This is a genomic window from Flavobacterium sp. CS20 (assembly GCF_018080005.1).
Lineage (GTDB): Bacteria > Bacteroidota > Bacteroidia > Flavobacteriales > Flavobacteriaceae > Psychroflexus.
The window spans coordinates 38,671-64,044 of the sequence record NZ_CP073015.1; the positions used below are offsets into that span (position 1 = coordinate 38,671).

Below are 25,374 nucleotides of genomic sequence, written 5' to 3' on the forward strand. Positions count from 1 at the left end.
TTTAGGCTTGCTTATATTTAATTGTAATGGTTTAAAATCTTTTGTGCTTTTGTTTTTAGGGTTTTAATCAAAGATTGGGGTTTGATGACTTTTACATTTTCACCCATTGACATCAACTCCATAATAAAATCGTAAGTAATAATCAGTTTTAGTTTGACGATTAATTCCTTTGAATTATCGCTTATAATTTCTTGTGAGTGATGTAAGGGTAGTGTCTTAATATATTTACCTTGATATTCGTGAAAAGACAGGATGATTTCTTGAGGCTTTAGACCGTTACTGCCGATGATACCAAATGAATGTTTATAGTAAGCATTGACATCAAAACTCTCTGGCTCCTCAAATTTTTGATTTGTTGATTTTGGATTGGTGATACGATCAAGACCAAAACTTTTGATTTTACCGTCTTTAGTGTCTTTGGCTATGACATACCACCTACTTTTAAACTCCTTGAGTGCAAGAGGTTGAACCTTTCTTGTTTCTGAATTGGTATCCCAAAATTTTTGATGATTAAACTCAATAAAAACTTTATTTTTTATGGCATTGAGAAAATCATGTAAATATTGAGTGCCTTGTGCTTGTCTTTGTTCAAATTGAATGTTTTTAGACAATCTTTCAGAAATACTTAAGGCGTTAAACGTATCAAAAGCTTCAAGTAAACGATTGTTGAGCTCAGGCTGTTGTTCAAAATCAATAAAATAAGCCCTGCTTGAAAAATCAAATTGAATATCTATATTATAGATTGTGTAAATCGCTTTAAGATCTCGCTGGAAAGTGCGTTTTGAAACCTGGAGATTTAAGCCTTGTAGCTCTGATTCTAAAGCTAAATAATCAGCGATTTCATCAAAATCACAAGATTTTCGTCGCAATTTTTTAATAATCAGATTGTAGCGTATTATGGGTTCTGTTTTTGCCATACGTTCTTAATTTTCTGTAAAAGTAAATATAGACTACGACAAAACATGACGGTGTAATTTTTTTTTCAGATGACATCTTTTGGCTAAGTTTCTAAATAGGTTTGTCAGAAATCCTTTAGTTATGAATAAAAACACCAATAATTTAAACCTTGACAAAGTAATTCATCAAGACTTTCAATTGTTTTTGAGTTGCTTTTCAATTGGTCTGGATAATAAGAATATCCTCAATTATTTTGAACCTAATACCATTCAATTCCTTTCAGGACAAATAGGGCATGCACCAATTCGTACAGCAATATGGCTCAGTCAAATTGTAAAGTCAAAAAAAGTAATGGTTGTAGAGCAACACAATGTGAAGGCTTCAATTTATAACTATATCTGTAAAAATAGTCTGGTTGAAAACCCAAGCAGATTTGTTATTAATGACTGTGAAAATATTAAACTTAAAAATATTCCAGGAGATGTAAACTTTATTATTGTCAATAGTGAGAACTTCAAACCTAAATTAATGAAAAGATTATTTAAAAATTTGAATGATCTTGATATTAAGTTTTACTTTTTAGTTGTCAATATTTATAAAGACAAGGAAAAGGTTTTGGATATTGAATGTTACGCTAAACAGCACTATGAAAGTTTTAGACCTTCTTATCTTGGGCAAGAGCTCTGGGGTGATATTACAATTAAACCTCATCAAGTTGTATTAAAATCTCAAAAGTACGGGTTGAGTTGGTTGTTGAGATATTAAAAACCTCAGATTTTTTGAATACGCAAAACAGTAATGCTAACGGCAATTCGATTTAAAGTTAAAACCTATTTATAATTAGGATATCCTCATTCTTCTGTAAACCACTAAATTTCAGTAATACCAAGAGAAAAAGCCAGAGCTAACTCACAGTTGAATTTGAGCCATTCTATTTATAGCAAATCCGATATTTATAACTTTGAATTCTGATTTTCTGAGGAAACTCTATATACGCTGTTGTGCCCAGTTATTTTAAACGGTAAATTGTTTTATTTTTATTTCCTATTTTTCCAAATAAGCCTAATTCAACTCCTTTTTTTAAATCTCTACTTGCTGTGGCTGAAGAAATGTCTTTAAAAATATCCATATAATCTTTTCTTGTAAATTCAGCTTTGTTCAACGAAACAAAATATTCTAATCTGTCTTTTTCGTTTAGCGTTCGATTATTAAAATCTAATAATTCACTAATTGAGATGTCAATTACATTTAGCATATATTCAATAAACTTAGTCGATTTCCCAGATTTATCCGATTCAGCCAAAGCTTTATAATATTTCTCTTGGTCTTTATTTATTAAAGTTTCAAAAGGCAAAAACTCAAAAATTGGATATTTTTCCATTAATATCAAAGTCTGCCATAATCTTCCCATTCTGCCATTTCCATCCAAAAATGGATGAATAAATCCCATTTCGTAATGAAAAACACAACTTTTAATTAATTCAATTTCATCAGACTTTTTTAAATATTCAAAAAGTTCTTTCATAAAGTAGGGAACATTTCCAAAAGGTGGTGCAAAATGCTCAACTTTTGAACCTTTTACAATTCCGACACTTTGAGTTCTATATTTTCCTGAATCTTCAATTAATCCTTCCATAAAGTTTTTGTGTGCTTTTAAAAAGGATTTTTCATTAGATGGTTTGTATTCTTCTAAATTCTCATAGATTTTGATTGCATTTAATACTTCAAGAACATCTTTTTTAGGACCAATAACTTTTTTGTTTTCTAAAAGTGCTGTTATTTGTTCTTCAGTAAGTGTATTTCCTTCTATTTTTAAAGAAGAATGAATAGTTTTGATTCTATTCTGCTTTCTTAATTTAGGTGACGGTTTATTTAATAAATTAGCATTTATTTCTCCTATTTTTTCCGAAATAGAAGTTATTAACTTTAAAATAGAAGGTGTTATTTCGTAAGGTGGTTTCATTTTTGATACTATCATTTGATACTATCAAAGATACAATCATTGATCTGAATTATCTTATGAAACGGAATTTTTTAATTCTGACTAACGTAAAATTATATCACTATAAATCAGTTATTTATATTTTATTCAGCATTTCAATTTTCAATCCAAATTTACTCATTTTACGTTAGCCGAGGGACTAAAGTTTCTATGAGTCTATGAGGGATAGCAGGAAACGAGCCATAAACAGATATTATGGATGGTCTCACAAATAAGGAAAGGCGGAACGGATTATCACGTCTAAATTCATTTAGGAATACAGGTGATAGCACCTATATAGCCTAAATCTAAGCAGACAAGAACTAGCACAAAGTGAAGTTCTGATAATGCGAACCGCCCAGTATGAGAACCGTATGCTGGGTGGTGTGAGAGGTGCACTCCGTCAGTTACTGGTGGAGCCCGACTACTTGATTGGCATTAGTATTTTTTTTTCAGTCCACAAAAGTTTCTCTTATTACTACTTTACATTTTTCAATTTCTGATTTCGTTAAATTTTCAAAAACTCGGATAATTCTGGTTTTATCTACTGTCCGAATTTGGTCGATTGCAATCATTCCCTTTTTCCCGTTATGTCTCACTGAAACTCTGGTCGGATATTTTTTCAAGTTCGTAGTTATTGGCACAAGTACGATTGTGTTCAAATATTTATTCATTTCATTTGGCGAAACGATAACACAAGGTCTTGTCTTTTTTATTTCACTTCCAATTGTTGGGTCAAGATTTACAAGAACAATTGAATATTGTTTTAAATCCATTCCTCAAGATTTTCATCATCGAATACATCGTTCATCAGCAACTTGTCGTCTCCGTTTTCACTCATTTTCTTAAATTCTATTTCCCAATTTTTTCTCGGTGAAGCGATTGGTTTAAGAATTATCTGTCCTTTTTCAAGAATGAGTTCCACTTTATCCTTGATGTTATATTTTTCCAAAATGGTCTTGCTCAAACGAAGACCTTTTGAATTTCCGATTTTGATTATTGAAGTTTCCATAATTTTTTAAATGTTATTACAAAGTAAATACATTTTGTTGAAATATCAAAATTCGTTCAGTATTAATGCCAACGTGTTTGTATATGGAAAGTAGCGGGCTTTAAGCACTAACTTCGCTATTTTTTATATACGTTGTTGTGCGGTATGTGCTTTTTTAAAATCCATACTTTTCTTTTCTTAACTTAAATGCCTTTTCGCCACCTTCCATAATTAGGGTTATTTCCTTCTTAATCTCGGGATTGTCAATGGCTCCTTCATATTTGATTTCGCCTTGCGTTTGCTGGCTTGACTCTTTGTAATCACAGCAAACAACCAACTCAGCGTCTCCGTTTACTACAAGATTTGCATTATGACTGGTGAAAATCAACTGACGTTTATTCTTAGCTTTCCATATGTTCTCAATGATGTCATTTATTGCTCGATTGTCAATGTCATCTTCAGGTTGGTCAATCAACAAGGGGTTGCCTTCTTGATTAAGTAGAACAGATAAAAGAGCTGTTGCCTGTTGACCTGCCGATGCTTCTGAGAATGGAATTACATCTTGCATTTCATTTCCTGTTGAGTAGAAAAAATGTGGTTCAAACTCTATTTCTTGCGTTACCATAGCTAACCACTTATCAGGCGAAAACAATTCTACTATTCGTTGAATATTAGTTTCGTTCAGTCCTATGTCTGTAAGAAGAGGTGTTTCAGGTAATTCAATTGGTTTATCTTCAAGTATCTTGTATTCTGCAAGAGATTTTAATTCTTCCAATGCCATTTTCCAAGATTCAAGAGGTGATTCACTATCCTTTATCTTCTTGCACAGATTGTCTATTTTGTCTTTACTTATCCTAGTACCTGTAAAAGAGTTGACTATTAATTCTTGAATTTCTTCGATATTAATACTCCGAGTTACTTCGGCTTTAATAATTCCCTGGGAAAGGATTGTGAAATTTGAAGCTTGGGTGTTTAATAAGTCAATTTTATTTTGATGAAGAGCATACCATTTTTCTTTTTCTTCCATAAATACTGTCTCAGGATTTCCAAGTTCTTTAATTCTTGAAATACGTTCATTGATTGAGTCCGTTAACTCTCTTAAGCGAGCTTCAAGTTGATTTATCTCCTTAATGATACTTTCATTGGCAGATGCCTTTTCTTTAATTTGACCATAAGAGGCATCAAATGATTTCTTGATTTCTTTCCATTTGTCAATTGAATCATTGTAACCCGCCAATTTATCTGCTGAAAATAATTTTAATATTTCAGCTAGTCTTGACTTAATCTGTTCAAAAATCTGCTCTTTCTCCTTCTGAATCTCAGATAGTATTTCGCTATTCAAGATGTTAGCATCTTCTTGTATTTTAGAAGGATATTCCGATAGAGATTCTCCAAGCGTTTCAAATTTTTGTTTGAAAAGGTCAATTTCATTATTTGATTCTTGAATGAATGTTTGTTCGTTTTCAAATAATTCCTTGTTTTCGATGATTTTTTTATCTTCATCTGTTAAGCCTTTTAATGATTTTCTTAAGTTCTGAACTTGCTCACCAACCGACTTATGTTGAAGTTTTAGTTCATCAATTTCTGATTGAATCTCTTTTTTGCGAACGAGATTGCTATATGCATTCTTTAAATTCTTTGATACTTCTCTAAGGTTGAAAGCGATATTGTTCAATTCATTTGTGATTGGCTGTTGAATGAACCTTTTTAATTCATCTGTTCTTACTCCTACTCTACTTAACTGCTTCTGGCTATATGCTTGAATTGGAATTAATCTTCGTACTTCCTCTTCCGTAACTTTCTCGAAATCATCATTTCCGATTTTTAGTTGTATTTCCTTAGTTACTGAGTTTCTTTTAACAATGTGTTCAATACCGTTTACAGATGCTGTAATTCTTACTTCGCCTGAAAATGGCACAAGTGTTTTATCAATTAGAACCTGTCGTCTTTTTTGAATCTCAGATTCTGTTTCGTATTTACCAATGCCTAAAATTTGGTCACATAATCCCCATCTTAAATATTCAAGTAAAGTTGATTTACCTGTCCCGCGTCCACCAATAAATGCGTTATACTGCTGGTTAAGTTCTAATTCAACCCGCCCCATAAACTTGGAATTAGTTACACTTAGTTTGCTAATAAATATTTGTGGTAAACTAGGCTCTATCAAGCTCATTCTTGATTCCTTAGCAAGGCTTGCCTGTCTAAGTGCTTCAGCCGTTGGAGTTGCCCACTTCACCCAAGTTGTAGCTGTTCCTAAATCTTCGAATGTATCTTTCCTGTTATCTGATGTCTGGAAAACTGCAATAGATTTAAAACCATAATTTCTGTCCTCCCCATTAATAATGTTCTTTAACCCTTGGTCATTAGGAATTGCTCCATCAAGATAACCACTTACACAAGGCATTTTTTTGTAATACTCATAGAAGTCTCTTCTTAGAATTCCTTTATGTCCACGCCCCGTATGTGGAAGAATAATGTATTTACCTTTAAGTATGTCAATCGAATCAAGCTTTGAATGCAAGTCTTTCAAACCATTGACTACTTCAGACGAAATTGGGACAGTCTCAATTGTAGAAGGCTCAGTTATTGGATTTGGCTCAATTGATAGTTTGTGTAATACTCTCAGAAGTTGGTCTTCAGGAAAATTTGCATCAAGAATGAGTAGAGCCTGACAAGGTGGATTACTAAGTGTAAGTTCAATGCCTGGAAAAACCACAAGTTTATTGCTATCAATTATCGGCTGTCCACTGTTGTCAACTTCATTGTTAGCAGCTGCTTTGATATAAGGAAAAAAAGCAAGGTCGTGATGGTCAGTGATAGCAACTGCATTTACACTTTTTTCACGACAAGCAAGTACAAATCTCTCCGCGTATGCATTTCGGTCTACGTCCGAAACTGGCTTTGGACCTGACCAATTAATATCTCTTGGTGTGTGAACCTGAAAGTCACAGTTATAAAATCTAGTCCCTTTGTTCATTGTGCTGTCTTTTTTGCATTCTGACTAACGTAAAATTATATCACTATAAATCAGTTGTTTATATTTTATTCAACATTTCAATTTAAAATGCACAAGTTTTTCGGTTAAACTTATAATTTCTAAATATACACAAAACTTTCGGTTAAGCACAAAGTTTGACACGAGCCAAAACCCTTGAATTTACTACTGCTTAGCCTATTTTTTATATACATTGTTGTAAGCCGTTATTCCTTTTCTACAAGTTCGTTCTTTAATATACTTTTAAACCATATTATCGAAGCTTCTCCGTCCTTAATCATTATTTCATTCAGTTCGTTGTTATGAGCAATTTGATTTCTTAAAGTGAATAATTGGCTAAATCTATTTTCAACATTTTGTTTAGACTTGAACATATCTTCAAATTCGTTCCAAGTATCTCTTTTAATAATCAATTCCTTAAATTCTCCGAGAGTGAAAAAATTCAGTTTCTTTCTAAATGATTGATAAGTTTCTAAATTTTCTCCTGGGAATTTCTTTAAATGTGAAGCAATTTTAAATTCAGTCGATTGCCTTGTTTTTTCAGATACGAACTGTTCAAAAGGTTTCGCACTTATTTTACTTAATCTGCTATTTATTAAATCACGAAGCTGAATTTCTATACTTTCAATTTCAGATTTTAGGTCTTTAATTGCTTGAGGAAGTTCAATTCCATTTTGTAAAACTGATTCAATTGTAATTTGCTTACCTTCTGTTAATAGGTCAATTGCTTTAAGGATATAATCAGCTCTTGTTTCAATGAAAGTATCAAAGTCTGACTGAATCTTATTGATTCTTTCTTCTTTTTCCATTCCTTCATAACCTCCATTAGAAAGTTCCTTTATTGGTATTAAATGACTGTTTAATCGACTATTTACGATTTCTTCATCTGCCCATTTATAACGTTCTTTTAAATAAACTAATGGGTCTTTTCTTCCGATATTTCGATTTGTTTTTCCTGTTATTAAAGCACAGTTTAAAGCTAAAAAACTATCAACATTTGCTTCTTGCAAAAGTGAGTCAGGAAAAATGTGGTGATATTCTCTTTTTTTAATATTTTCTCTCGAAATCTGTTTGCCATCAGCAAAGTCAAATGCACCTAAATATGTAGATATTGCAAGAATACCTCTTGCTCTAATATTAACTTTTTTATAGTACCCAACAGTTAAGAGTTCTTCTTTGTCTGCTAAAGGATATAGTTTTCTATTAAGAACAGGAACGTCAGTTTCTTTATAGAAATCGCCTTTTTCGTTTTGTTCGTTATTTATAACTCTTTTGAGATTTATGTAATCTTGGTAAGCTCTTGAAGTCGCCGAATTTTCGTAGCGATATGTAAAAAATGACGACCACAAATATTTTTTAAGCAAAATTTCTCCTTTACCTGCTAAATCTCCATTTTCTGGAATTTTAGAAAGAGTTGCGGCTACAACCGACAAAACTGCATTTGTTGGAAGTCTATTTTTATCATAAACTCCTTGGGATTCCATAAATACAGCCATTCTACCAAGACAGTTTTCAAGAATTTCCCAATTATTTACTAAAATGGATTTATCCATTTCTGCCATTCCTCTATGGTTTGGCAACTTATCTTGTAAAAGGGCAGAAGTAGCTAAAATCAAAAATTCGAGTTCAAAATAATGTTTGATTTTAGGGTGTTTTTTACTCAAATCATTTTGTAGGTCGTGTAGTGAGCTTTTCATTTCACTTTCTACTTCTGCAACTATTATATCGTAAATAGAAAGTGGTTTACTGTTTGTATTCATATTTATAAATACTTGCAAAGCAATTTCCTTTGGTGTTGTAGCTGGAAGTGAAAGAAATGGTAAATTAAAATGAGATATTGTTTCCCTTAATTTTGTGATTTTTAGAGTCAAGTCCTTTTGAAATTTGGTATATTCTTTTAATTTCTTAAATCCGTCTGGGTCTGAATCTGTTGGTTCTAAATGTTTGGTTGCAAGTTCAATCCAATTGTCAATTTCGGACTGAATGTTTTCGGGTCTAAATAGTTGAATTGGAACGCAACCTCTTTTTAAACTCTCTTTTGGCGAGTCTGCCCAAAGTGGATATTTTAGTTCGTTTTTTAAGTATCTTGTCCTACAATAAATCGAAATTTCTTCATCTCTTCGATTATTATCTGTTTCGTCAAATTCAGGAAAATAGACGAAGTATGTTTCAAAATCATAATTGTTGTGTAAGGCTCTCCAAAAAGAAGTTAGCCTTTGCTGACCATCTAAAAGGTGTTCAGTTATTTTGTCTTTAATTTCGGGTTCAGCAGTACTTATGTATCTTGATTTGAACTTTTCTTCATTGCCAACATCTAATATTAGTGTAACTCCGACAGGTAAATTATGGATAACTGTTTCTAAAAAACTTTGAACTCTCCATCTATCCCAAGCTTCCATTCTTTGAAAACGAGGTAGTTTAATGTTTCCATTTTTAATTTTCGAGTACCAATCGGTCAACTGTCTATTTTGAGCACTGCTCGAAGTTATTTCTGACATATTTTAATTTTCGCAGTTTGTTTGTTTTAATGGCTTACAACTAGTATATATCCACAAAAATACACCACTTTTTTAATTTTTAGGCTTGTTTTTATACTTTTTTGCCATTTTGTCTAATGGACTTTCTATCTTTTTAGTGCTTTTTTGACTAATATGAGTATAAACTGTAGTCGTTTTGATACTGCTATGGCCTAAAAACTTTTGTATATATCTTATGTCTGTCCCGCCTTCTAACAAATTCTGACTAACGTAAAATTATATTACTATAAATCAGTTGTTTATATTTTATTCAACATTTCAATTTTCAATCCAAATTTACTCAATTTTACGTTAGCCGAGGGACTAAAGTTTCTATGAGTCTATGAGGGATTACTGGCAACGGTCTTGTATATGGCTCGTAGCGTGCAAATTAGAAAATTATTTTCGGATTGAGCTCAAGCCAGATTTTTAAATTTTACTATTTATCTTTTTTATTGGAAATCGTCAAATTTAAAAATTTGGCGACTTTCCAAATATACCTTAACTTTGATTTAGCAACTAACTAGCTATGAGATATATACGTTGTTAGCAAAAGTTATTTACACACTAATTTTTTCTTTTGTTCAAGATAAAATGTTCCAAAACCAAAAAAACCAAAAATAAGGTTTAGGATTGATAAGGTTTGATCGTAGCTATTTATCCAAAGTAAATTTATTATCGAAAACAAAATATATAATAAGAACGGAAAAAATAAAAAATCCTTTTTCACTATAAAATTTTTATTTACTTGGATAAAGAAAAACACCTAAAAAGTAAGACTTAAAGTTATTAGATAAAATGAAAAATTATCAAGTGCCAAAAACAATAAGCTAACAAATACGGTCATTAAACCAATTAAAAATAATGTAAAAATTATCTTTTTCATAATAATAATAATAAAATTAAAGGATGCTGTTGTACAACAGCATCCTTAATTAAACAATTACTCTTCGCAATCTTCATTTACAGCTATCGACACAACTGCACCTTGAACAATAGACCAAAGTGACCACCGAACAAACCTGTTGCAAGACCTACCGCATCAGTCGCAATTACTCCAGAACTGCAAGATATTTTCATTCCCGAAGAACGATTACTCCATAGCTCATTTGATGCAATCAAAACTTCTTTATATGTATTTAAAAGTTCTATTTCATCTTTACTTTCCGTATTGTAGGATTGAATTGAACTTAATTTATTTTGAATAGTACTATCGTCCAACGTTTGATTTTTTATAAATTCAGAGAATTTGACTGAAACATTTTTATCTTTTGTAATCTTTGAAAAAGCCTTATCTATAATTTGCTCTAAACGTCTTTGATTAATTGAAGTATCATTATAGGCATCTCTCAAGAAATTATATTCTTCTGAAATTTCAAATTCTGTCATTAAACTCGGATAATGTTCAGACATTAAATCAATAACAGACTGCTCGATTTCTTTGACGGTTTTTTTATCACCATTGCCATTATTGAGATATAAATTGACAGCAATGTTGTGATACTCTCCAATCTGTTTAGCATCCAAATTTTTATTCAAGGATTGTTTAAACTCTAATTCTGATTTATCGATTGTAGAAGTCTCTGATAAATCATCTTTACTACAAGAGATTAAGGAAGTGAAGAATAAAAATAAAATAAAGTTTAAAATTGAAAATTTAAAAGTTTTCATAACAAAAAAATTTAAGTTAATAATTAAAAAAATATTTTATGATTTTTGGATATAGTGGCTGGTCAGACCTAATTTAACCTATTGAATATTTAAACAGAATTAGCAACTGAAATGCCAAAACAATACTATGTGTCAAAATGGCAGAATGAAGTTTTTTTCTAATTTTTGCTAACGTTCTCGCATATCGCTTCGTTGCGGGAAAATTAGTAATTATTTTTCAATTTTATAATTTAACTTCCAGAAAATCCAAAAACCCTGATTTCAGACAAAACGCCGCAATGAGCGATATGCAATGTTGGCAAAAGTAGTGTGTCCTGCGTTACTTGGGGATACAAGATAGTGATTAAGTTCATTGAAAACAAGTAACATAACTGTAATTGAGATGAGAGTCTCATTGGTATTTAGAAACGACCCTGGCATTTGTTTCAGGTGGATTCACGTAAAGAGTACGATGAGGATTGGTCTCTCGGCTGGGAGTGATTAGGCACACCAGTCAAACCGCCTTATGGGGCTTTCCTTTCACGGGTTGGTCTTGAGCGATAAGGTTAAATGCACTACCTGTGTTGTTTTCAGAGTAGTTTGCTATGGTAGGAGTAAAGAAGCTGAAAGAGACGAGATTGAACCCTTGTAGAAGTGTCGTAAACAACTTTAGTATTGTCAAAATCGAGGGATGGGCGGTCTTGCGAGAACAGAACTTGACATGATACCTATTTCTGGTCAAGTGGCAATCGGCATAAAGAGGGCAGGAGCTTTGCTTACGGCTCAATTACGGAACAGGAGAAGCTAATTAATAGTGCAAAAATACCACAACCCCGAAGGGCAAGGTAGAAAGTAGCGATACTGTTAATTAGTGGCGGATTAGTCTGTAGTAGTGATGAAGTTTCTGTAATGGAAATGGAGCGAAGGGACTGACTTAACAGTTTTAAATTGTATTACAACTAAAGATTTTTTTAGGATGATTTTCAAAGAGAAACAAAAGTCGCAACCGATATTAAAGCGACAGGTATGGGATGCCTTTAAAAAGGTAAAGAGTAACAAAGGTATTTCAGGTGTTGATAATTTGTCAGTACAAGAAGTACATTCACGTCCTATGAAATACTTATATCCTGTATGGAATAGGTTAGCCGATGGTAGTTATTTTCCAGTACTGTGCGCGAGGTAGAAATACCCAAAGAAGACGGTCGAATCAGGAAGCTTGGCATTCCAACAGTAAGACCGAACGGCTCAAATGGTAATAAGAGAAGAATTAGAACAGATTGTAGATAAACAGTTTAGTAAAGATTCTTTTGGCTATCGACCAAACAAATCAGCGCATCAAGCCATAAAGCAATGCAGGGAAAACTGCATGAAAATGGATTGGGTGATAGATTTGGATATCAAGAGTTTTTTTGATGAGATAGACCATGACTTAATGCTTAAAGCATTAGGACATTTTACCAAAGAAAAGCATATTCACTTGTATGTAGCACGTTGGTTAAAGGCTCCAATTCAAAAGAAAGACGGTAGTATTCATTCACGAGACAAAGGCACACCACAAGGAGGTGTCATAAGTCCATTACTGGCAAACATTTTCTTGCATGTTGTTTTTGATAAGTGGATTGAGAACAACCACCCAGAGGTAAAGTTTGAACGTTATGCTGATGATATTATCATCCATTGCGATAATTTTAAACAAGCCTTGCGGACGTTGGAAGCGGTAAAAGCCCGATTTAAACAGTGCAAATTGCAGATAAAAGACGGCAAGAGCAATATCGTGTATTGCAAACGCAACCAAAAGAAGCATCCACCATTTAAGGTTCATTATGTAACATTCGATTTTCTTGGATTTACATTTAAGCCAAGAATGGTAAAGGGCTATTTTGGGAACTTTCATTTGGGATTTACACCGTCAATCAGTCGTAAACGACAGAAACGCATCAATCAAACTTTGTTTAAGATGAAACTTCATCGTATGGTTCATTTACGCCTGCCAGATTTGGCAGGCATAATAGCAGAAAAAGTACGAGGTTGGATTAACTATTACGGCAAAGTAAGAATGAGTGAATTACATTATGTATTCCGTTTCTTGAACATGCGTCTGGCAAAATGGGTACGCAACAAATATCGGAGATTTAGGCGTAAACACTGGTTTTTTGCCTACAAATGGTTACAGGAAACTGCAAAGCATTATCCTAATCTGTTTGTGCATTGGCAATACGGTTTTACGCCATAGACTTGTTAAGAAGAGCCGTATGATGGGAGACTATCACGTACGGTTCTGTGAGAGGTTTAGGGGTGAGATTCCCTTTACCTACTCGACTTAAATGTTTGATTTATTATTTTTTATAATTTCATCCTCTTTATTATATAAGCTATCTAATTTATTTCTATTTTCCTCAAATTTATTTTTGTATTGTTTAATTTCTTTAATTATTGTATCAAGTTCCTCATTATGCATGTAATTAATTTCTAATTCAATACCAAAATCTTGATTAGGTTCGTCACGCGAATTTATCAGGTCTTTTCTTTCAGTCTCGTAGAAATTGTCTTGAACTATTTTGAAAAGGTTATTATCATTTTTTGATTTTTTAATTGGTGTTTTTTTAAGTTTTTTTATTTCCTTTTCACTTAAAACAATTTTACCATATTCATTATAACCAATTAAAATTGATTTTAACGTATCCCTGAAAATCATGTAACTATATTTGTCAAAATCATATTCTTTTAAGCTTATAATACCATAAGATTTGTAAGTTTTAGGAAAATAAAATCCTTTATGCCGTTGTTTTTGATTTGGCATTATAATTAAAGGTTCACCATACTTACTTTTATATATTTCTATTATTTGGTTTACAAAATTATTATTTTTTTCAACTAGATATTCAGATTGAGTTTTATTTAAGTCCTCTATTGAAATATTCATAACATCGTTATATTCTAATGTTATTCTATCCTTTTTTTTCAATAATTTAAATCCTACTTTTTTAGAATTCTCTAAGCTAATATAAAATTTACCATCTATTAAGTTTTTGTTTTCATTTTTCGTTGAAATAAATTTTAGAGAGTCCATTTTTGGACTCAAATTAAGAAATATTGGACTATATAATTCATTTTTTTTACTGTCGCTACAGCTAAATGATAATAATAGAATAAAAAAAAATACAAGAGTGTATTGAATCAGCTTCATTCAAATAGTTTTTAAATTAATTATAGGATGTTCAGATATTTTATTATCTCCAATATTTTTACATTTTGCCCATTTTTTATTTCTTACATTGTAGAATATTTCCAAAATGATATATGTATTATCTGTGGCTTTATCAATTAATTTTACTTTATCTCCTATTTCCATTTTATCTCAATTTGTTAATGTTGCCTAACTAGTATATATCCACAAAAATACACCACTTTTTTAATTTTTAGACTTGTTTTTATACTTTTTTGCCATTTTATCTAATGGACTTTCTATCTTTTTAGTGCTTTTTTGACTAATATGAGTATAAACTGTAGTCGTTTTGATACTGCTATACTTCAAAAACTTTTGTATATATCTTATGTCTGTCCCGCCTTCTAACAAATTCTGACTAACGTAAAATTATATCACTATAAATCAGTTGTTTATATTTTATTCAACATTTCAATTTTCAATCTAAATTTACTCATTTTACGTTAGCCGAGGGACTAAAGTTTCTATGAGTCTATGAGGGATTGCCCATAACGGCATCGGCTATGAGTAGTTGCGTGGGTTAGCACTTAACTTTGCAAGTAGCACACCAAACTGAAAATCCGCGAGGATTTTCAGAAGTAGGCGAGAACAAGCAATTACTTATAGCCATTGTTGTAGCAAGTGGTGTGTCCTGCGTTACTTGGGGATACAAGATAGTGATTAAGTTCATTGAAAACAAGTAACATAACTGTAATTGAGATGAGAGTCTCATTGGTATTTAGAAACGACCCTGGCATTTGTTTCAGGTGGATTCACGTAAAGAGTACGATGAGGATTGGTCTCTCGGCTGGGAGTGATTAGGCACACCAGTCAAACCGCCTTATGGGGCTTTCCTTTCACGGGTTGGTCTTGAGCGATAAGGTTAAATGCACTACCTGTGTTGTTTTCAGAGTAGTTTGCTATGGTAGGAGTAAAGAAGCTGAAAGAGACGAGATTGAACCCTTGTAGAAGTGTCGTAAACAACTTTAGTATTGTCAAAATCGAGGGATGGGCGGTCTTGCGAGAACAGAACTTGACATGATACCTATTTCTGGTCAAGTGGCAATCGGCATAAAGAGGGCAGGAGCTTTGCTTACGGCTCAATTACGGAACAGGAGAAGCTAATTAATAGTGCAAAAATACCACAACCCCGAAGGGCAAGGTAGAAAGTAGCGATACTGTTAATTAGTGGCGGATTAGTCTGTAGTAATGATGAAGTTTCTGTAATGGAAATGGAGCGAAGGGACTGACTTAACAGTTTTAAATTGTATTACAACTAAAGATTTTTTTAGGATGATTTTCAAAGAGAAACAAAAGTCGCAACCGATATTAAAGCGACAGGTATGGGATGCCTTTAAAAAGGTAAAGAGTAACAAAGGTATTTCAGGTGTTGATAATTTGTCAGCATAAGAAGTACATTCACGTCCTATGAAATACTTATATCCTGTATGGAATAGGTTAGCCAGTGGTAGTTATTTTCCAGCACTGTGCGCGAGGTAGAAATACCCAAAGAAGACGGTCGAATCAGGAAGCTTGGCATTCCAACAGCATAAGACCGAACGGCTCAAATGGTAATAAGAGAAGAATTAGAACAGATTGTAGATAAACAGTTTAGTAAAGATTCTTTTGGCTATCGACCAAACAAATCAGCGCATCAAGCCATAAAGCAATGCAGGGAAAACTGCATGAAAATGGATTGGGTGATAGATTTGGATATCAAGAGTTTTTTTGATGAGATAGACCATGACTTAATGCTTAAAGCATTAGGACATTTTACCAAAGAAAAGCATATTCACTTGTATGTAGCACGTTGGTTAAAGGCTCCAATTCAAAAGAAAGACGGTAGTATTCATTCACGAGACAAAGGCACACCACAAGGAGGTGTTATTAGCCCATTACTGGCAAACATTTTCTTGCATGTTGTTTTTGATAAGTGGATTGAGAACAACCACCCGGAAGTAAAGTTTGAGCGCTATGCTGATGATATTATCATCCATTGCGATAATTTTAAACAAGCCTTGCGGACGTTGGAAGCGGTAAAAGCCCGATTTAAACAGTGCAAATTGCAGATAAAAGACGGCAAGAGCAATATCGTTTATTGCAAACGCAACCAAAAGAAGCATCCACCATTTAAGGTTCATTATGTAACATTCGATTTTCTTGGATTTACATTTAAGCCAAGAATGGTAAAGGGCTATTTTGGGAACTTTCATTTGGGATTTACACCGTCAATCAGTCGTAAACGACAGAAACGCATCAATCAAACTTTGTTTAAGATGAAACTTCATCGTATGGTTCATTTACGCCTGCCAGATTTGGCAGGCATAATAGCAGAAAAAGTACGAGGTTGGATTAATTATTACGGCAAAGTAAGAATGAGTGAATTACACTATGTATTTCGTTTCTTGAATATGCGTCTGGCAAAATGGGTACGCAACAAATATCGGAGATTTAGGCGTAAACACTGGTTTTTTGCCTACAAATGGTTACAGGAAACTGCAAAGCATTATCCTAATCTGTTTGTGCATTGGCAATACGGTTTTACGCCATAGACTTGTTAAGAAGAGCCGTATGATGGGAGACTATCACGTACGGTTCTGTGAGAGGTTTAGGGGTAGATTCCCCTTTACCTACTCGACTTTTATAGTTCATTCATTAATCGGACAAGCATCATTGAAAAAATGTCCACATTTGTATTAAATTCCAAAAACGGACTTTTTCCAGCATCTTTCTGAATGTCAACTCCGTTTTTATATGGTGTTATGTCTAATATTTTATTTAGTCGGATTGTTTTGTTTCCTCTCGAACCCATAAAAATCAATCGTTTATTTGTCAGGTAAATATTTCCGCTGTCAATAATTTGCCAAACATCTTCTGAAACTGATTTTGCTGAAATACTACCCATTCGATAATAAACTCCTTTGGCAATTTTTATTCGTGCTGTTGGTCCTCCGTAATTTATTCGTTTTGTTACTCGTCTTTGTTCTTGCCATTTTACGTTAGCCATAAAGTACAAGTTTTCGCTTTTTTGAATATTAATTGGTGGATTTTCGTAAATCGGTAATTCTCCGTTTTCAATAGTCCAATAAAGTCGATAGCGTTCGAGATTTTCTTTTGTTCTTTGATTTAGTTTTGGCTCAATTCCAAGACTTAAAGAAATCTCATTCATTTTTTCGAATTCCTCGTCACTCAATCGCTCGTCTGAAACTGCTTGATTTATAAAGTCGGTCAAAACTTTATTTGAATTGGTTTGCAAAATGTCATCCGCAACTTGGTCATTAAGCAATAGATTTTTTTTAAGCAATTCAAGATTATCTTTTTCCTCTTGCGTTAAAATTCCATCTGAAACAGCACTTTTTACTTCTTGGTCGTATAATTTTCTTGTTTCAAAATTCAAAACTTGCTTAATTTCCACATCTGTTAAATGCAGTAATTTTTTCAAGTGCAAAAAAGTATTTATTTCATCTTCGTCAATTACGTGGTCTTCCAAACAATGGTGAATATATTTTCTAAACAAGTCAAGTCGAAGAGCTTTGAACTTTTTATTTAATTTGAGTTTGTATTTATCCGCTATTTCTTGAATTTGCTCTAAACTTACTTTGGTCAAGTCATCTTCATTTTCAACAAAAAGGTTGTTGATTTCAATCAGAGCGTTTTCTTTCGGTGTCCTTTTCAGAATTTTTCCGATTAGAGAGGGCTTCTTGTTTTCTTTAATTTTAAATATGCTCATTGGCTTGGTTTAAATTGCATACAACGGTTTGCGTATATGACTTGTGGCGGTTTTCGAAGTGCTTTCTTGTCGGCTTGCACCAAACTTACTTAAAAGCAAAAAACTTGAATTTACCACTTTCCCCGCCATAAGTTATATACGCTGTTAGCGGTTCGGTGTTTATCAAAAGTAATTTAGGTCTTTTATTTCCACCAAAAATCAAATACTTGGGTGGTATCTTTTAGGTAAACCACTTCGCCAATTTTTGGGGTTGCAATGTTTAGGTTTTCTGTTTTATTAAGCTGTGTTAGGGTTTCTAAAGGGTCGTCCCAATTGTGATTGGCCATTTTAAATTTAGAAGAGTGTGCAGGCAATATGCGCTTGGCTTTTAAATCTTTGGCAGCTTGTATAACGTCTTCCGGAAAATTGTGAACCGCTCGCCAAGCAGATTGTACTGACCGTTATCTAAAATAGCAAAATCAATTGTTGCATATTTCTTCCCAATGGTCGCAAAATGACTATCGTAACCACTATCTCCACCTACATAAATAGTCATCGATGGTGATTTAATTAAAAAGGATGCCCAAAGGGTATTGTTGCGGGAAAATCCTCTGCCCGAAAAATGCCGAGCAGGCTCGCAATGAATGCTTAGGTCGGTGCCTTGTTGTGTGCTTTCGTACCAATTTAATTCGATGATTTTATCTTCGGGAACGCCCCACTTTTTAAGATGATTACCTACCCCTAAACCAACTATAAACTTTTCTGCCTTTTCTTTTAGATGGATTATAGTGGGGTAATCTAAATGGTCATAATGGTCGTGGGTAATGATAAGGTAATCGATTTTGGGAAAATCTTCTGCTTGATAAATATCCGTTCCCGCAAAGGCTTTGTTGGTACCGGGAACGGGAGATGCATTGCCGCTGAATACAGGATCTACCAAATAGGTTTTTTGGTCGAGTTGCATAAAATAACTGGAATGACCGAACCAAACAAGAACATTTTCCTCAATTGCTAAACTTTTCAAATCGGTTTTAATGGTAGGTAATGTTTTATCAGGAATAGGGTTAGAAGGTTTTTCAAATAGTTGCTCTTTTATCACTTGTGTCCAAGAATAATTAGGGGTAAGCATCGGTGTTGGACTGATATTTTGAAATTTACCATCCTTATAATTAGAGAGTTGTTCATATTTTTGCCTGTCATCTTTGGTTGGAGAAGCCCCAAATTTATCTTGTTGCATAAAAAGCCAAAGAGCAAGAATTAAAATGGAAACTATTACAATAAATACAATCATCACTTTTTTTAATTTTCGAAAAAACTTGTTCATCTTTTTTAGATAGAAAAATTTGATTCATTTAAATTCTTGAAAAAGCCAACACATCTAATCTTTTCCAGAAAGCTTATCACTATTTTCTTTTATTAATTTGCTAAAAACACAACGGGCAACTACTACGGGATTTTCTTGGTGGTCTTGAAAAAGTTGAATATCCACTTTAACGATGGTTTTCCCATCTTTAATCACTTGGGCTTTAGCTTCTATATCGCTGGAGGTTGCAGCGTGTAGATAGTCTATGCGCATATCAATGGTATTGAGTTTGTCTTTGGGAGATTGCAGCGTAGTAGCAGCTGCAGTGCCACCTGCTGTATCTGCAATAGCGACTAAAAACCCTCCGTGCCAACGCTCTTGAATGAAATCTCCAATGAATTCGTTTTTAAAAGGAACGTGAAGATGTGCATAACCCGACTTCACTTCCAAAATTTTTATACCTAATAGTTGATTAGCAGGCATCAATTCTTCAATGCCTTTTTTTAATAACTCAATAAATTCTTTTTGCATATTTTATGGCTTTATTTGTCATTTAATTTGCCGGTTGCAAATAAATAAGACCGCAAGATAATTTTTTTAATGATTTCTTTTTCTTCTTCATTTCGAGGGGCATACACCATAATAAAATTATGAGTAAGATAGCCCATTTTGGCAACTGGGTGTAACTCACCCCAACCTCGGCTTATGACATATTCAGCATCTTTTAATGTTAGACCTAAGTGCATACTGCCATCGGGCAATGGATGAAAGTGAGCAAACTCATTTCCAATCATAAAGGCGTGACAATCATTGCACATTTTGTCGGAAGAGAGACACATAGCTTGGGCTCCGGGAACAGATATTTTGCTGAACTCTTTGTTGATTTCAGGAAGCGAGAATGCCCAATCCATTAGTGAATCAACGAGTTTACGGTCTTCGGGCTGTTGATTCAGTCGCATATGTGGGTTGCTTGGTGTAGTTTTGGGTTTAATCCCATTTCGTAAGGGAAGTTCAAAGGTGTTTTCGTTTATCATATTTTTAGGGATTGATTTTTCATATTTTGTTAATTGTATTTTTCCTTGATTGAAACTGACGCTAAATGAAGTGAAAATCAAAACGATTAATAGTAAGTACCAATAACAGGATACTGTCATTATTGTTTGATGATAAAACTCCTTTCCCCAAAAGCGGGAAGGGAAGACTCTGATTCAAAAAAGTAATGTATTTCATCTTTGGAATCCATCAACCCTAAACTATATAATACAGGCACAAAATGGTCGGGCGTAGGAGCTGCCAGTTTGCCTAATTTATGACTGTTTTGATAATTAATAATGTTAGAGATATTTCTTTTATCTATTTGTTCCTTAACCCAGTTATCATATTCCATCTCCCAACCATAGGGCGAACTATCATTGCTTTGCATTTTTTTCATAGCAAGTGGGAGATTGTGAATTAATGCACCGCTGCCAATGATGAGCACTCCTTTTTCACGAAGTGATTTTAATTGTTTTCCTAACTCGTAATGATATTCAGGTTTTGCATAATAGTCGATGCTTAATTGAAATACAGGCACGTCCGCTTCAGGAAACAAGTGCATAAGCATAGGCCAAGCTCCGTGGTCGAGACCCCAGTCGGTAGTTTCGCTAACCGATGGGATAATGCGTTTTACTTCTTTTGCAATTTCAGGGGAGCCTTTAGCTTTGTAAAATACATCATAATATTCTTTAGGAAACCCATAGTAATCGAAAATCTGTTGCTGTTCAGGCGATACGTTAACAAAAGTTCCTCTGGTACACCAGTGAGCCGAAACCACCAAAGCGACTTTTACTTCATAATTTTTTTTCAATTCCTTTCCCAATTGAAATAAGGTATTCCAAAAGGTGCGTTCTTCTCTTGAAAGCGGAATATCCATAGGATTGCCATGCGAAGTAAATAAAACAGGCATCTTTTTTCCTTGAACAGGAAGTTCATCCGTATATTTTCTAAAGTCGCTTAAGGTATTCACAATTGTTAGTCCTAATGTTGCTAATATAAATTGTTTTCTATCCATTTTAAGTTGACTGTTCTAATCTTGGATTTGATTAAGAAGGATTTCCACTGATTAGTCTTGTAAACATTTCAGGGGTTCTTAACCAAGCAGTTACCCAAATAAACAACAGAACGATGGATTGAAAAACGTAAGGCTCGTCATTGGCTATATGTACCAATATGGCACCTCCAAAATAAGCACTCAATAACAATACCCCTAAAACAGCAGTGCGAGGTATCAAAAACAACAATACACTTACCAATTCGCCCAAAGCTATGATGGTTATCATTGAGCCCAAGCCCCATTTACCGAAATTTTCAACCATTTCGGGGTTACCTATTAGCTTTTGGCTGGCACTCATTACTAATAAAGCGGTAAGCAATCCTGCCATTACCCAACCTGTAATTTTTCTTTTTTTGCTCATAATTTTTTGTTTTAAAATGTTTAAACTCTATTTTCATCTGCAGTCCAATTTTTTATGCTTTCTTTTATGGCTTTTGGACTAAGGTTTTCTTTGGTCGCTCGCTCTATCAATGTCGCTAATTCTTCATCTGATGCAAATCTAGTGGCAACCAGTTGTGCCATAGTTAATTTATCTTCTAATTCTTCTAATCTGTTGCCTGTCAAAATATAATAGCGTAATCGTAGTTCTGCTCTTATGGTTCTGTCTTGATTTTTTGTGGCATACAATCTAGCTATTAAAGAAGCGAGAAAAACACTTAAAGCTAAAATCAGAAAAAAGATTTTTTCAGTCAGACTGTGGTCAGAGAATAGCAATACAATACTCAATATCACCCCAACAAGTGTGAGCGGAGATAGAATAAAATGATGAAGTGGATTGTAACGGACGTGATTTTTAAAATTTTGCATATTCAATTATTTTTTGGTTATACTTTGTTTAAAATTATTTACAATGATGCTCTTTAGTTAAGGCAATTAGCTTTTGCAAGGTATGTTTCATCTGGTCCATTTCTTCTTGACTTATCCCTGAATGACTAATGGAGCAAGATAATTTTTCAGGTATGTAACTCGCCTTCTTTTTTAAATTTATTCCTTTTTCTGTAAGGCTTATCTCCACTACACGTTCGTCACTACTAGAGCGTTTCCTTGAAATAAAACCTTGACTTTCCAACCTTTTAAGCAAGGGAGTCAGGGTGTTGGACTCCAGCATTAGTTTACTGCCAATATCATTTACCGTCAGGTTTTGGTATTGCCAGAGCACCAACATCGTTAAATATTGAGGGTAAGTAAGCCCCAACTCGTTGAGCAGGGGCGTATAAAGTTTGGTTACCACTCTAGATGTCGCGTATATCGGAAAACAATACTGATTTTCAATTTCTAATTCAGCAGAATTTTTCATTTTTAAAGAATTTTTCGCAGGTAACTTTCCATTTTCTCCGGCTTGGTGGTAGGAGCAAATCGTTTGACCGGCTTTCCGTTTTTATCAATGACAAATTTGGTAAAATTCCATTTGATGTTGCTACCTAAAATGCCTCCAAGTTTGGATTTTAAATACTTAAAAACGGGGTGAGCATTGGGCCCATTGACTTCTACCTTGTCGAACATAGGAAAACTTACCCCGTAATTAATTTCGCAAAATTCACTAATCTCATTGGCTGTGCCTTGTTCCTGCTTTCCGAATTGGTTGCAAGGAAATCCCAAAATAACCAACCCCTTGTCTTTGTATATTTTATACAAATTTTCCAATCCCTCATATTGTGGGGTAAGTCCGCACTTGCTAGCAGTATTTACCACCACTATGGTTTTACCTTCAAACTCTTTCAAAGAAATGGTTTCTCCGTTGAGTTTTTTTGCCTCAAGTTCAAATAAGCTCGCTTCCATTTTAATTACTTTTTAGTTGGAAAATAAGTTTTGAAAAAGGCTTTCATATCCTTCCAAGAAGCTTTGTCGGCGACTTCATTGTAGGAAATGGGAAGATTGAATTTTTCCCCGGTAGCTGTAGATGCTTTATTGGTAAAAGCGTGTGTGGCATCAGCATAAGACTTAAACTGGTAGGTAATGTTGTTGTCTTTCATTTGTTGATGAAAATTATCCACATCAGCTTGCGGCACAAACGAATCACTTTCACCGTGGCAAACCAATACTTTGGTGTTTTTCATTGCAGGACTAGCTTGAAAGCCGCTTAGTCCACCGTGAAAACTAACCACAGTTTCTAATGGCACCCCTAAGCTGGCAAAGAAAAAGCGAAACCGTTCCGCCAAAGCAATAACCTATGGCACTTACTTTTGAAGCGTCCACCTGTTGTAGTTGAACTACAGCATCATAAGCCGCCTGCATCCGACTTTTTATCAGGTTAGGATCCCCATAAAACCTTCCGGCATTGGACTGGGCATCGGCAGGGTTTTCTACGACCAATCCATTACCGTACATATCCACCGCCATAGCTACATAGCCTAACTCTGCCAACATTTTAGCACGATTTTTCACATAGTCGTTCAGCCCCCACCATTCGGGCACTACTAAAATGGCAGGTTGTTTTCCCTTTTGCTTTGCAGGATAATAAACAACGCCATTGAGTGTAACCTCGCCATCTTTATAGGTAATTTCTTCAGTTTTAACCTTGCTTTTTACATTTTCTTTGCTGTTTTGGGCAGTCAGAGTTTCTACACTAAAAAGGAGTGTAAAAAGCAATAAAATGTATGTTTTAAAATTTATCGTATTCATTCTGTTTGGTTTTTAAATTTTATCATTGTTGTCCGATAAAAATCTAAACTACAAAAAAAATCATTTCTATCACCTAATTTTACTGTATAGCTCAAGTATTTTAAAAATAGAACCTCCTTATGGATCAAAAAGGCTTAGTTGCCCTATGTTTTTTGTGGTTATCTCTTCCCATTTTGCTTCCGGGTTTTTCAAGAATTTGAAAAGATCTATGTAGGTCATTAAGTGATATCTGATTACGGACATCATATTGGAATATGCCCATTTTCTTTCTGCTTTTCGCTGAATGACAAGCATGATGAGTTGGATGATTAAACTGACCCATATCTGTATTTCGATTGCATTTTGATTGTCACCGAGAAAATATTTTAGCGGGAAGTTTTGTTTAAGGCGTTTAAACATAGTCTCAATCTGCCACCTGTTCTTATAAATTTCAGCTATTTTGTCTGCAGGAAGTTCATAGTTGTTGGTTATAAATTCATAGACTTTACGGTGCTTATCATGCCAAAAAGCTATTCTTCTAAGTGAGAACGCCTCTCCATTTTTATCCAAAAGTTCAATTTTCTCGTCCTTTAGGACAGCATCGTCTATAGTGTTGGGAATATCAAACTCTTCAAGGCTTGTGTATCGGGCATTATCTTTTTGTCTGGTAACAAAGTAAATATCATCCAATATCCATTTTTGGTATTGCTGATAATCTACATATCCTTTATCAAAGACCACATAAGAACCTTTTTTTAACTCAAGGTCTTTTAAAAAGGTATGGTCATGGGTAGCGGCACTTGAAAACTTTATCAGACAGGGCACATCTTCCATAGCATTTATCATGGTGTGCATCTTTATACCGCCTTTCTTTTTGCCGTTGATAGGATTTCTTCCAACGCCTTTAAGAATGTCGCTAAATAGGGTTATTGTTGACGAATCAACAATTTTAAGGTCTTTTACAGCCGGTTCACAAGTTCTGCTGTCCGATAAAAATCGATGGTAACGTTTGTACAGTAAATGATAAATGTCGGCAAATACTGCTGCACTTCTTCGCTTGTTGGCATCGGACAATGTACTTCGCTTGGGGAAGTCTTTTAGCCCTAAATGATTGATCTTCCCTTCACAGGCAAGCATGATGCTGGATACTTCACGAAGCGAGCTACAACCACTGATAACAGTGAAAATCATAGTAACCAAATGCTCATAGGTATTGAACTTTTTGGTGTATCTGTCGCTATGATGCTTTTTGGCTGTCCGATAAACATCGTTAGGCAAAATGAAATTTAAAACTTGTTTGATTATGGGTTGACCGCTAAAATTTTTACTTTTGTTCATATCTTAATTCTTGGAAAAATCAAGATATAAAAAAAGCGGGAAATCCAACTATGGAAATCCCGCTTTTAAAAATCTTTATCGGACACTACTGAAATT

26 protein-coding genes are annotated in these 25,374 nt (G+C 33.9%); 3 read left to right on the forward strand and 23 right to left on the reverse strand.

Going from position 1 to position 25,374, the window contains the following annotated elements; all coding sequences use genetic code 11:
* Positions 1-17: 17 nt before the first annotated feature.
* The gene (locus IGB25_RS00150; protein WP_211065645.1) at positions 18-917 is read right to left on the reverse strand and encodes a YafY family protein; all 900 of its coding nucleotides are present in this window, start codon (positions 915-917) and stop codon (positions 18-20) included.
* A gap of 121 nt (positions 918-1,038) precedes the next feature.
* Here IGB25_RS00150 and IGB25_RS00155 point away from each other — a divergent pair, with 121 nt between their 5' ends.
* Positions 1,039-1,662 (forward strand): hypothetical protein, encoded by a 624-nt coding sequence (locus IGB25_RS00155; protein ID WP_211065646.1) that lies wholly within the window; start codon positions 1,039-1,041, stop codon positions 1,660-1,662.
* Between the two features lie 244 nt (positions 1,663-1,906).
* Here the strand turns inward: IGB25_RS00155 and IGB25_RS00160 are convergent, their stop codons facing one another.
* The 7 genes from IGB25_RS00160 to IGB25_RS00190 form a co-directional block, all read right to left on the reverse strand.
* The gene (locus tag IGB25_RS00160; RefSeq protein ID WP_211065647.1) at positions 1,907-2,860 is read right to left on the reverse strand and encodes a Fic family protein; all 954 of its coding nucleotides are present in this window, start codon (positions 2,858-2,860) and stop codon (positions 1,907-1,909) included.
* A gap of 470 nt (positions 2,861-3,330) precedes the next feature.
* Positions 3,331-3,654 (reverse strand): type II toxin-antitoxin system PemK/MazF family toxin, encoded by a 324-nt coding sequence (locus IGB25_RS00165; RefSeq protein WP_211065648.1) that lies wholly within the window; start codon positions 3,652-3,654, stop codon positions 3,331-3,333.
* Positions 3,645-3,890, reverse strand: a complete 246-nt coding sequence (locus IGB25_RS00170; protein WP_211065649.1) for an AbrB/MazE/SpoVT family DNA-binding domain-containing protein — start codon at positions 3,888-3,890, stop codon at positions 3,645-3,647. Before IGB25_RS00170 ends, IGB25_RS00165 begins: the two co-directional genes overlap by 10 nt.
* Positions 3,891-4,044: 154 nt before the next feature.
* Positions 4,045-6,846 (reverse strand): TrlF family AAA-like ATPase, encoded by a 2,802-nt coding sequence (locus IGB25_RS00175; protein ID WP_211065650.1) that lies wholly within the window; start codon positions 6,844-6,846, stop codon positions 4,045-4,047.
* A gap of 224 nt (positions 6,847-7,070) precedes the next feature.
* Positions 7,071-9,362, reverse strand: coding sequence for a DUF262 domain-containing protein (locus tag IGB25_RS00180; protein WP_211065651.1), 2,292 nt, complete (start codon positions 9,360-9,362; stop codon positions 7,071-7,073).
* Positions 9,363-9,434: 72 nt separating this feature from the next.
* Positions 9,435-9,599: a tyrosine-type recombinase/integrase gene (locus tag IGB25_RS15290; RefSeq protein ID WP_211065652.1), complete on the reverse strand. Its 165-nt coding sequence runs from the start codon at positions 9,597-9,599 to the stop codon at positions 9,435-9,437.
* A gap of 750 nt (positions 9,600-10,349) precedes the next feature.
* Positions 10,350-11,051 (reverse strand): hypothetical protein, encoded by a 702-nt coding sequence (locus IGB25_RS00190; RefSeq protein ID WP_211065653.1) that lies wholly within the window; start codon positions 11,049-11,051, stop codon positions 10,350-10,352.
* A 1,228-nt stretch (positions 11,052-12,279) separates the two neighbouring features.
* Here IGB25_RS00190 and IGB25_RS00195 point away from each other — a divergent pair.
* On the forward strand, positions 12,280-13,263 hold the full coding sequence (locus IGB25_RS00195) for a reverse transcriptase domain-containing protein (RefSeq protein WP_211065654.1): 984 nt from the start codon (positions 12,280-12,282) through the stop codon (positions 13,261-13,263).
* An 87-nt stretch (positions 13,264-13,350) separates the two neighbouring features.
* Here the strand turns inward: IGB25_RS00195 and IGB25_RS00200 are convergent, their stop codons facing one another.
* Together IGB25_RS00200 and IGB25_RS00205 are read right to left on the reverse strand one after the other, a co-directional pair.
* Positions 13,351-14,217, reverse strand: coding sequence for a hypothetical protein (locus IGB25_RS00200; protein WP_211065655.1), 867 nt, complete (start codon positions 14,215-14,217; stop codon positions 13,351-13,353).
* Positions 14,218-14,382: a hypothetical protein gene (locus IGB25_RS00205; RefSeq protein WP_211065656.1), complete on the reverse strand. Its 165-nt coding sequence runs from the start codon at positions 14,380-14,382 to the stop codon at positions 14,218-14,220.
* A gap of 1,421 nt (positions 14,383-15,803) precedes the next feature.
* On the opposite strand from IGB25_RS00205, the gene IGB25_RS00210 reads away from it, so the two are divergent.
* Entirely contained in the window at positions 15,804-16,787 is a 984-nt protein-coding gene (locus tag IGB25_RS00210) for a reverse transcriptase domain-containing protein (protein WP_211065654.1), read from the forward strand.
* Between the two features lie 89 nt (positions 16,788-16,876).
* Here IGB25_RS00210 and IGB25_RS00215 read toward each other — a convergent pair whose 3' ends face one another.
* From IGB25_RS00215 to IGB25_RS00270, 13 genes are all read right to left on the reverse strand, one after another.
* A complete protein-coding gene (locus IGB25_RS00215; protein WP_211065657.1) occupies positions 16,877-17,965 on the reverse strand; it encodes a hypothetical protein in 1,089 nt (362 codons plus the stop codon).
* A 182-nt stretch (positions 17,966-18,147) separates the two neighbouring features.
* A complete protein-coding gene (locus IGB25_RS15265; protein WP_305793947.1) occupies positions 18,148-18,291 on the reverse strand; it encodes a hypothetical protein in 144 nt (47 codons plus the stop codon).
* A gap of 41 nt (positions 18,292-18,332) precedes the next feature.
* Positions 18,333-19,268 carry an MBL fold metallo-hydrolase gene (locus IGB25_RS00220; protein ID WP_305793948.1) on the reverse strand — a complete coding sequence of 312 codons (936 nt, stop codon included), beginning with the start codon at positions 19,266-19,268 and terminating at the stop codon, positions 18,333-18,335.
* Between the two features lie 54 nt (positions 19,269-19,322).
* Positions 19,323-19,778: a PaaI family thioesterase gene (locus IGB25_RS00225; protein WP_211065658.1), complete on the reverse strand. Its 456-nt coding sequence runs from the start codon at positions 19,776-19,778 to the stop codon at positions 19,323-19,325.
* A gap of 11 nt (positions 19,779-19,789) precedes the next feature.
* Positions 19,790-20,281 (reverse strand): luciferase family protein, encoded by a 492-nt coding sequence (locus IGB25_RS00230; RefSeq protein ID WP_211065659.1) that lies wholly within the window; start codon positions 20,279-20,281, stop codon positions 19,790-19,792.
* 119 nt (positions 20,282-20,400) lie between these two features.
* Entirely contained in the window at positions 20,401-21,297 is an 897-nt protein-coding gene (locus IGB25_RS00235; RefSeq protein WP_211065660.1) for a dioxygenase, read from the reverse strand.
* Positions 21,298-21,328: 31 nt separating this feature from the next.
* On the reverse strand, positions 21,329-21,700 hold the full coding sequence (locus IGB25_RS00240) for a DoxX family protein (RefSeq protein ID WP_211065661.1): 372 nt from the start codon (positions 21,698-21,700) through the stop codon (positions 21,329-21,331).
* A 20-nt stretch (positions 21,701-21,720) separates the two neighbouring features.
* Complete coding sequence (locus IGB25_RS00245) at positions 21,721-22,146, reverse strand: DUF6526 family protein (RefSeq protein WP_211065662.1); 426 nt, start codon at positions 22,144-22,146, stop codon at positions 21,721-21,723.
* 34 nt (positions 22,147-22,180) lie between these two features.
* Entirely contained in the window at positions 22,181-22,636 is a 456-nt protein-coding gene (locus IGB25_RS00250; protein ID WP_211065663.1) for a MarR family winged helix-turn-helix transcriptional regulator, read from the reverse strand.
* A gap of 2 nt (positions 22,637-22,638) precedes the next feature.
* Positions 22,639-23,118: a glutathione peroxidase gene (locus tag IGB25_RS00255; RefSeq protein ID WP_127137566.1), complete on the reverse strand. Its 480-nt coding sequence runs from the start codon at positions 23,116-23,118 to the stop codon at positions 22,639-22,641.
* A gap of 5 nt (positions 23,119-23,123) precedes the next feature.
* Positions 23,124-23,459 carry a dienelactone hydrolase family protein gene (locus IGB25_RS00260; RefSeq protein ID WP_371815916.1) on the reverse strand — a complete coding sequence of 112 codons (336 nt, stop codon included), beginning with the start codon at positions 23,457-23,459 and terminating at the stop codon, positions 23,124-23,126.
* Positions 23,437-23,961, reverse strand: coding sequence for a dienelactone hydrolase family protein (locus IGB25_RS00265; RefSeq protein WP_211065665.1), 525 nt, complete (start codon positions 23,959-23,961; stop codon positions 23,437-23,439). The genes IGB25_RS00260 and IGB25_RS00265 overlap by 23 nt, the downstream gene beginning before the upstream one ends.
* Positions 23,962-24,078: 117 nt before the next feature.
* Positions 24,079-25,278, reverse strand: coding sequence for an IS4 family transposase (locus tag IGB25_RS00270; RefSeq protein WP_211065666.1), 1,200 nt, complete (start codon positions 25,276-25,278; stop codon positions 24,079-24,081).
* Positions 25,279-25,374: the final 96 nt, after the last annotated feature.

What these genes read in the sequence shown, in the direction of transcription:
- IGB25_RS00150 (WP_211065645.1), bottom strand. Translation starts at nt 917, where the DNA reads ATGGCAAAAACAGAACCCATAATACGCTACAATCTGATTATTAAAAAA.
- IGB25_RS00155 (WP_211065646.1), top strand. Translation starts at nt 1,039, where the DNA reads ATGAATAAAAACACCAATAATTTAAACCTTGACAAAGTAATTCATCAA.
- IGB25_RS00160 (WP_211065647.1), bottom strand. Translation starts at nt 2,860, where the DNA reads ATGAAACCACCTTACGAAATAACACCTTCTATTTTAAAGTTAATAACT.
- IGB25_RS00165 (WP_211065648.1), bottom strand. Translation starts at nt 3,654, where the DNA reads ATGGATTTAAAACAATATTCAATTGTTCTTGTAAATCTTGACCCAACA.
- IGB25_RS00170 (WP_211065649.1), bottom strand. Translation starts at nt 3,890, where the DNA reads ATGGAAACTTCAATAATCAAAATCGGAAATTCAAAAGGTCTTCGTTTG.
- IGB25_RS00175 (WP_211065650.1), bottom strand. Translation starts at nt 6,846, where the DNA reads ATGAACAAAGGGACTAGATTTTATAACTGTGACTTTCAGGTTCACACA.
- IGB25_RS00180 (WP_211065651.1), bottom strand. Translation starts at nt 9,362, where the DNA reads ATGTCAGAAATAACTTCGAGCAGTGCTCAAAATAGACAGTTGACCGAT.
- IGB25_RS00190 (WP_211065653.1), bottom strand. Translation starts at nt 11,051, where the DNA reads ATGAAAACTTTTAAATTTTCAATTTTAAACTTTATTTTATTTTTATTC.
- IGB25_RS00195 (WP_211065654.1), top strand. Translation starts at nt 12,280, where the DNA reads ATGGTAATAAGAGAAGAATTAGAACAGATTGTAGATAAACAGTTTAGT.
- IGB25_RS00200 (WP_211065655.1), bottom strand. Translation starts at nt 14,217, where the DNA reads ATGAAGCTGATTCAATACACTCTTGTATTTTTTTTTATTCTATTATTA.
- IGB25_RS00205 (WP_211065656.1), bottom strand. Translation starts at nt 14,382, where the DNA reads ATGGAAATAGGAGATAAAGTAAAATTAATTGATAAAGCCACAGATAAT.
- IGB25_RS00210 (WP_211065654.1), top strand. Translation starts at nt 15,804, where the DNA reads ATGGTAATAAGAGAAGAATTAGAACAGATTGTAGATAAACAGTTTAGT.
- IGB25_RS00215 (WP_211065657.1), bottom strand. Translation starts at nt 17,965, where the DNA reads ATGAGCATATTTAAAATTAAAGAAAACAAGAAGCCCTCTCTAATCGGA.
- IGB25_RS15265 (WP_305793947.1), bottom strand. Translation starts at nt 18,291, where the DNA reads ATGGCCAATCACAATTGGGACGACCCTTTAGAAACCCTAACACAGCTT.
- IGB25_RS00220 (WP_305793948.1), bottom strand. Translation starts at nt 19,268, where the DNA reads ATGAACAAGTTTTTTCGAAAATTAAAAAAAGTGATGATTGTATTTATT.
- IGB25_RS00225 (WP_211065658.1), bottom strand. Translation starts at nt 19,778, where the DNA reads ATGCAAAAAGAATTTATTGAGTTATTAAAAAAAGGCATTGAAGAATTG.
- IGB25_RS00230 (WP_211065659.1), bottom strand. Translation starts at nt 20,281, where the DNA reads ATGATAAACGAAAACACCTTTGAACTTCCCTTACGAAATGGGATTAAA.
- IGB25_RS00235 (WP_211065660.1), bottom strand. Translation starts at nt 21,297, where the DNA reads ATGGATAGAAAACAATTTATATTAGCAACATTAGGACTAACAATTGTG.
- IGB25_RS00240 (WP_211065661.1), bottom strand. Translation starts at nt 21,700, where the DNA reads ATGAGCAAAAAAAGAAAAATTACAGGTTGGGTAATGGCAGGATTGCTT.
- IGB25_RS00245 (WP_211065662.1), bottom strand. Translation starts at nt 22,146, where the DNA reads ATGCAAAATTTTAAAAATCACGTCCGTTACAATCCACTTCATCATTTT.
- IGB25_RS00250 (WP_211065663.1), bottom strand. Translation starts at nt 22,636, where the DNA reads ATGAAAAATTCTGCTGAATTAGAAATTGAAAATCAGTATTGTTTTCCG.
- IGB25_RS00255 (WP_127137566.1), bottom strand. Translation starts at nt 23,118, where the DNA reads ATGGAAGCGAGCTTATTTGAACTTGAGGCAAAAAAACTCAACGGAGAA.
- IGB25_RS00265 (WP_211065665.1), bottom strand. Translation starts at nt 23,961, where the DNA reads ATGAATACGATAAATTTTAAAACATACATTTTATTGCTTTTTACACTC.
- IGB25_RS00270 (WP_211065666.1), bottom strand. Translation starts at nt 25,278, where the DNA reads ATGAACAAAAGTAAAAATTTTAGCGGTCAACCCATAATCAAACAAGTT.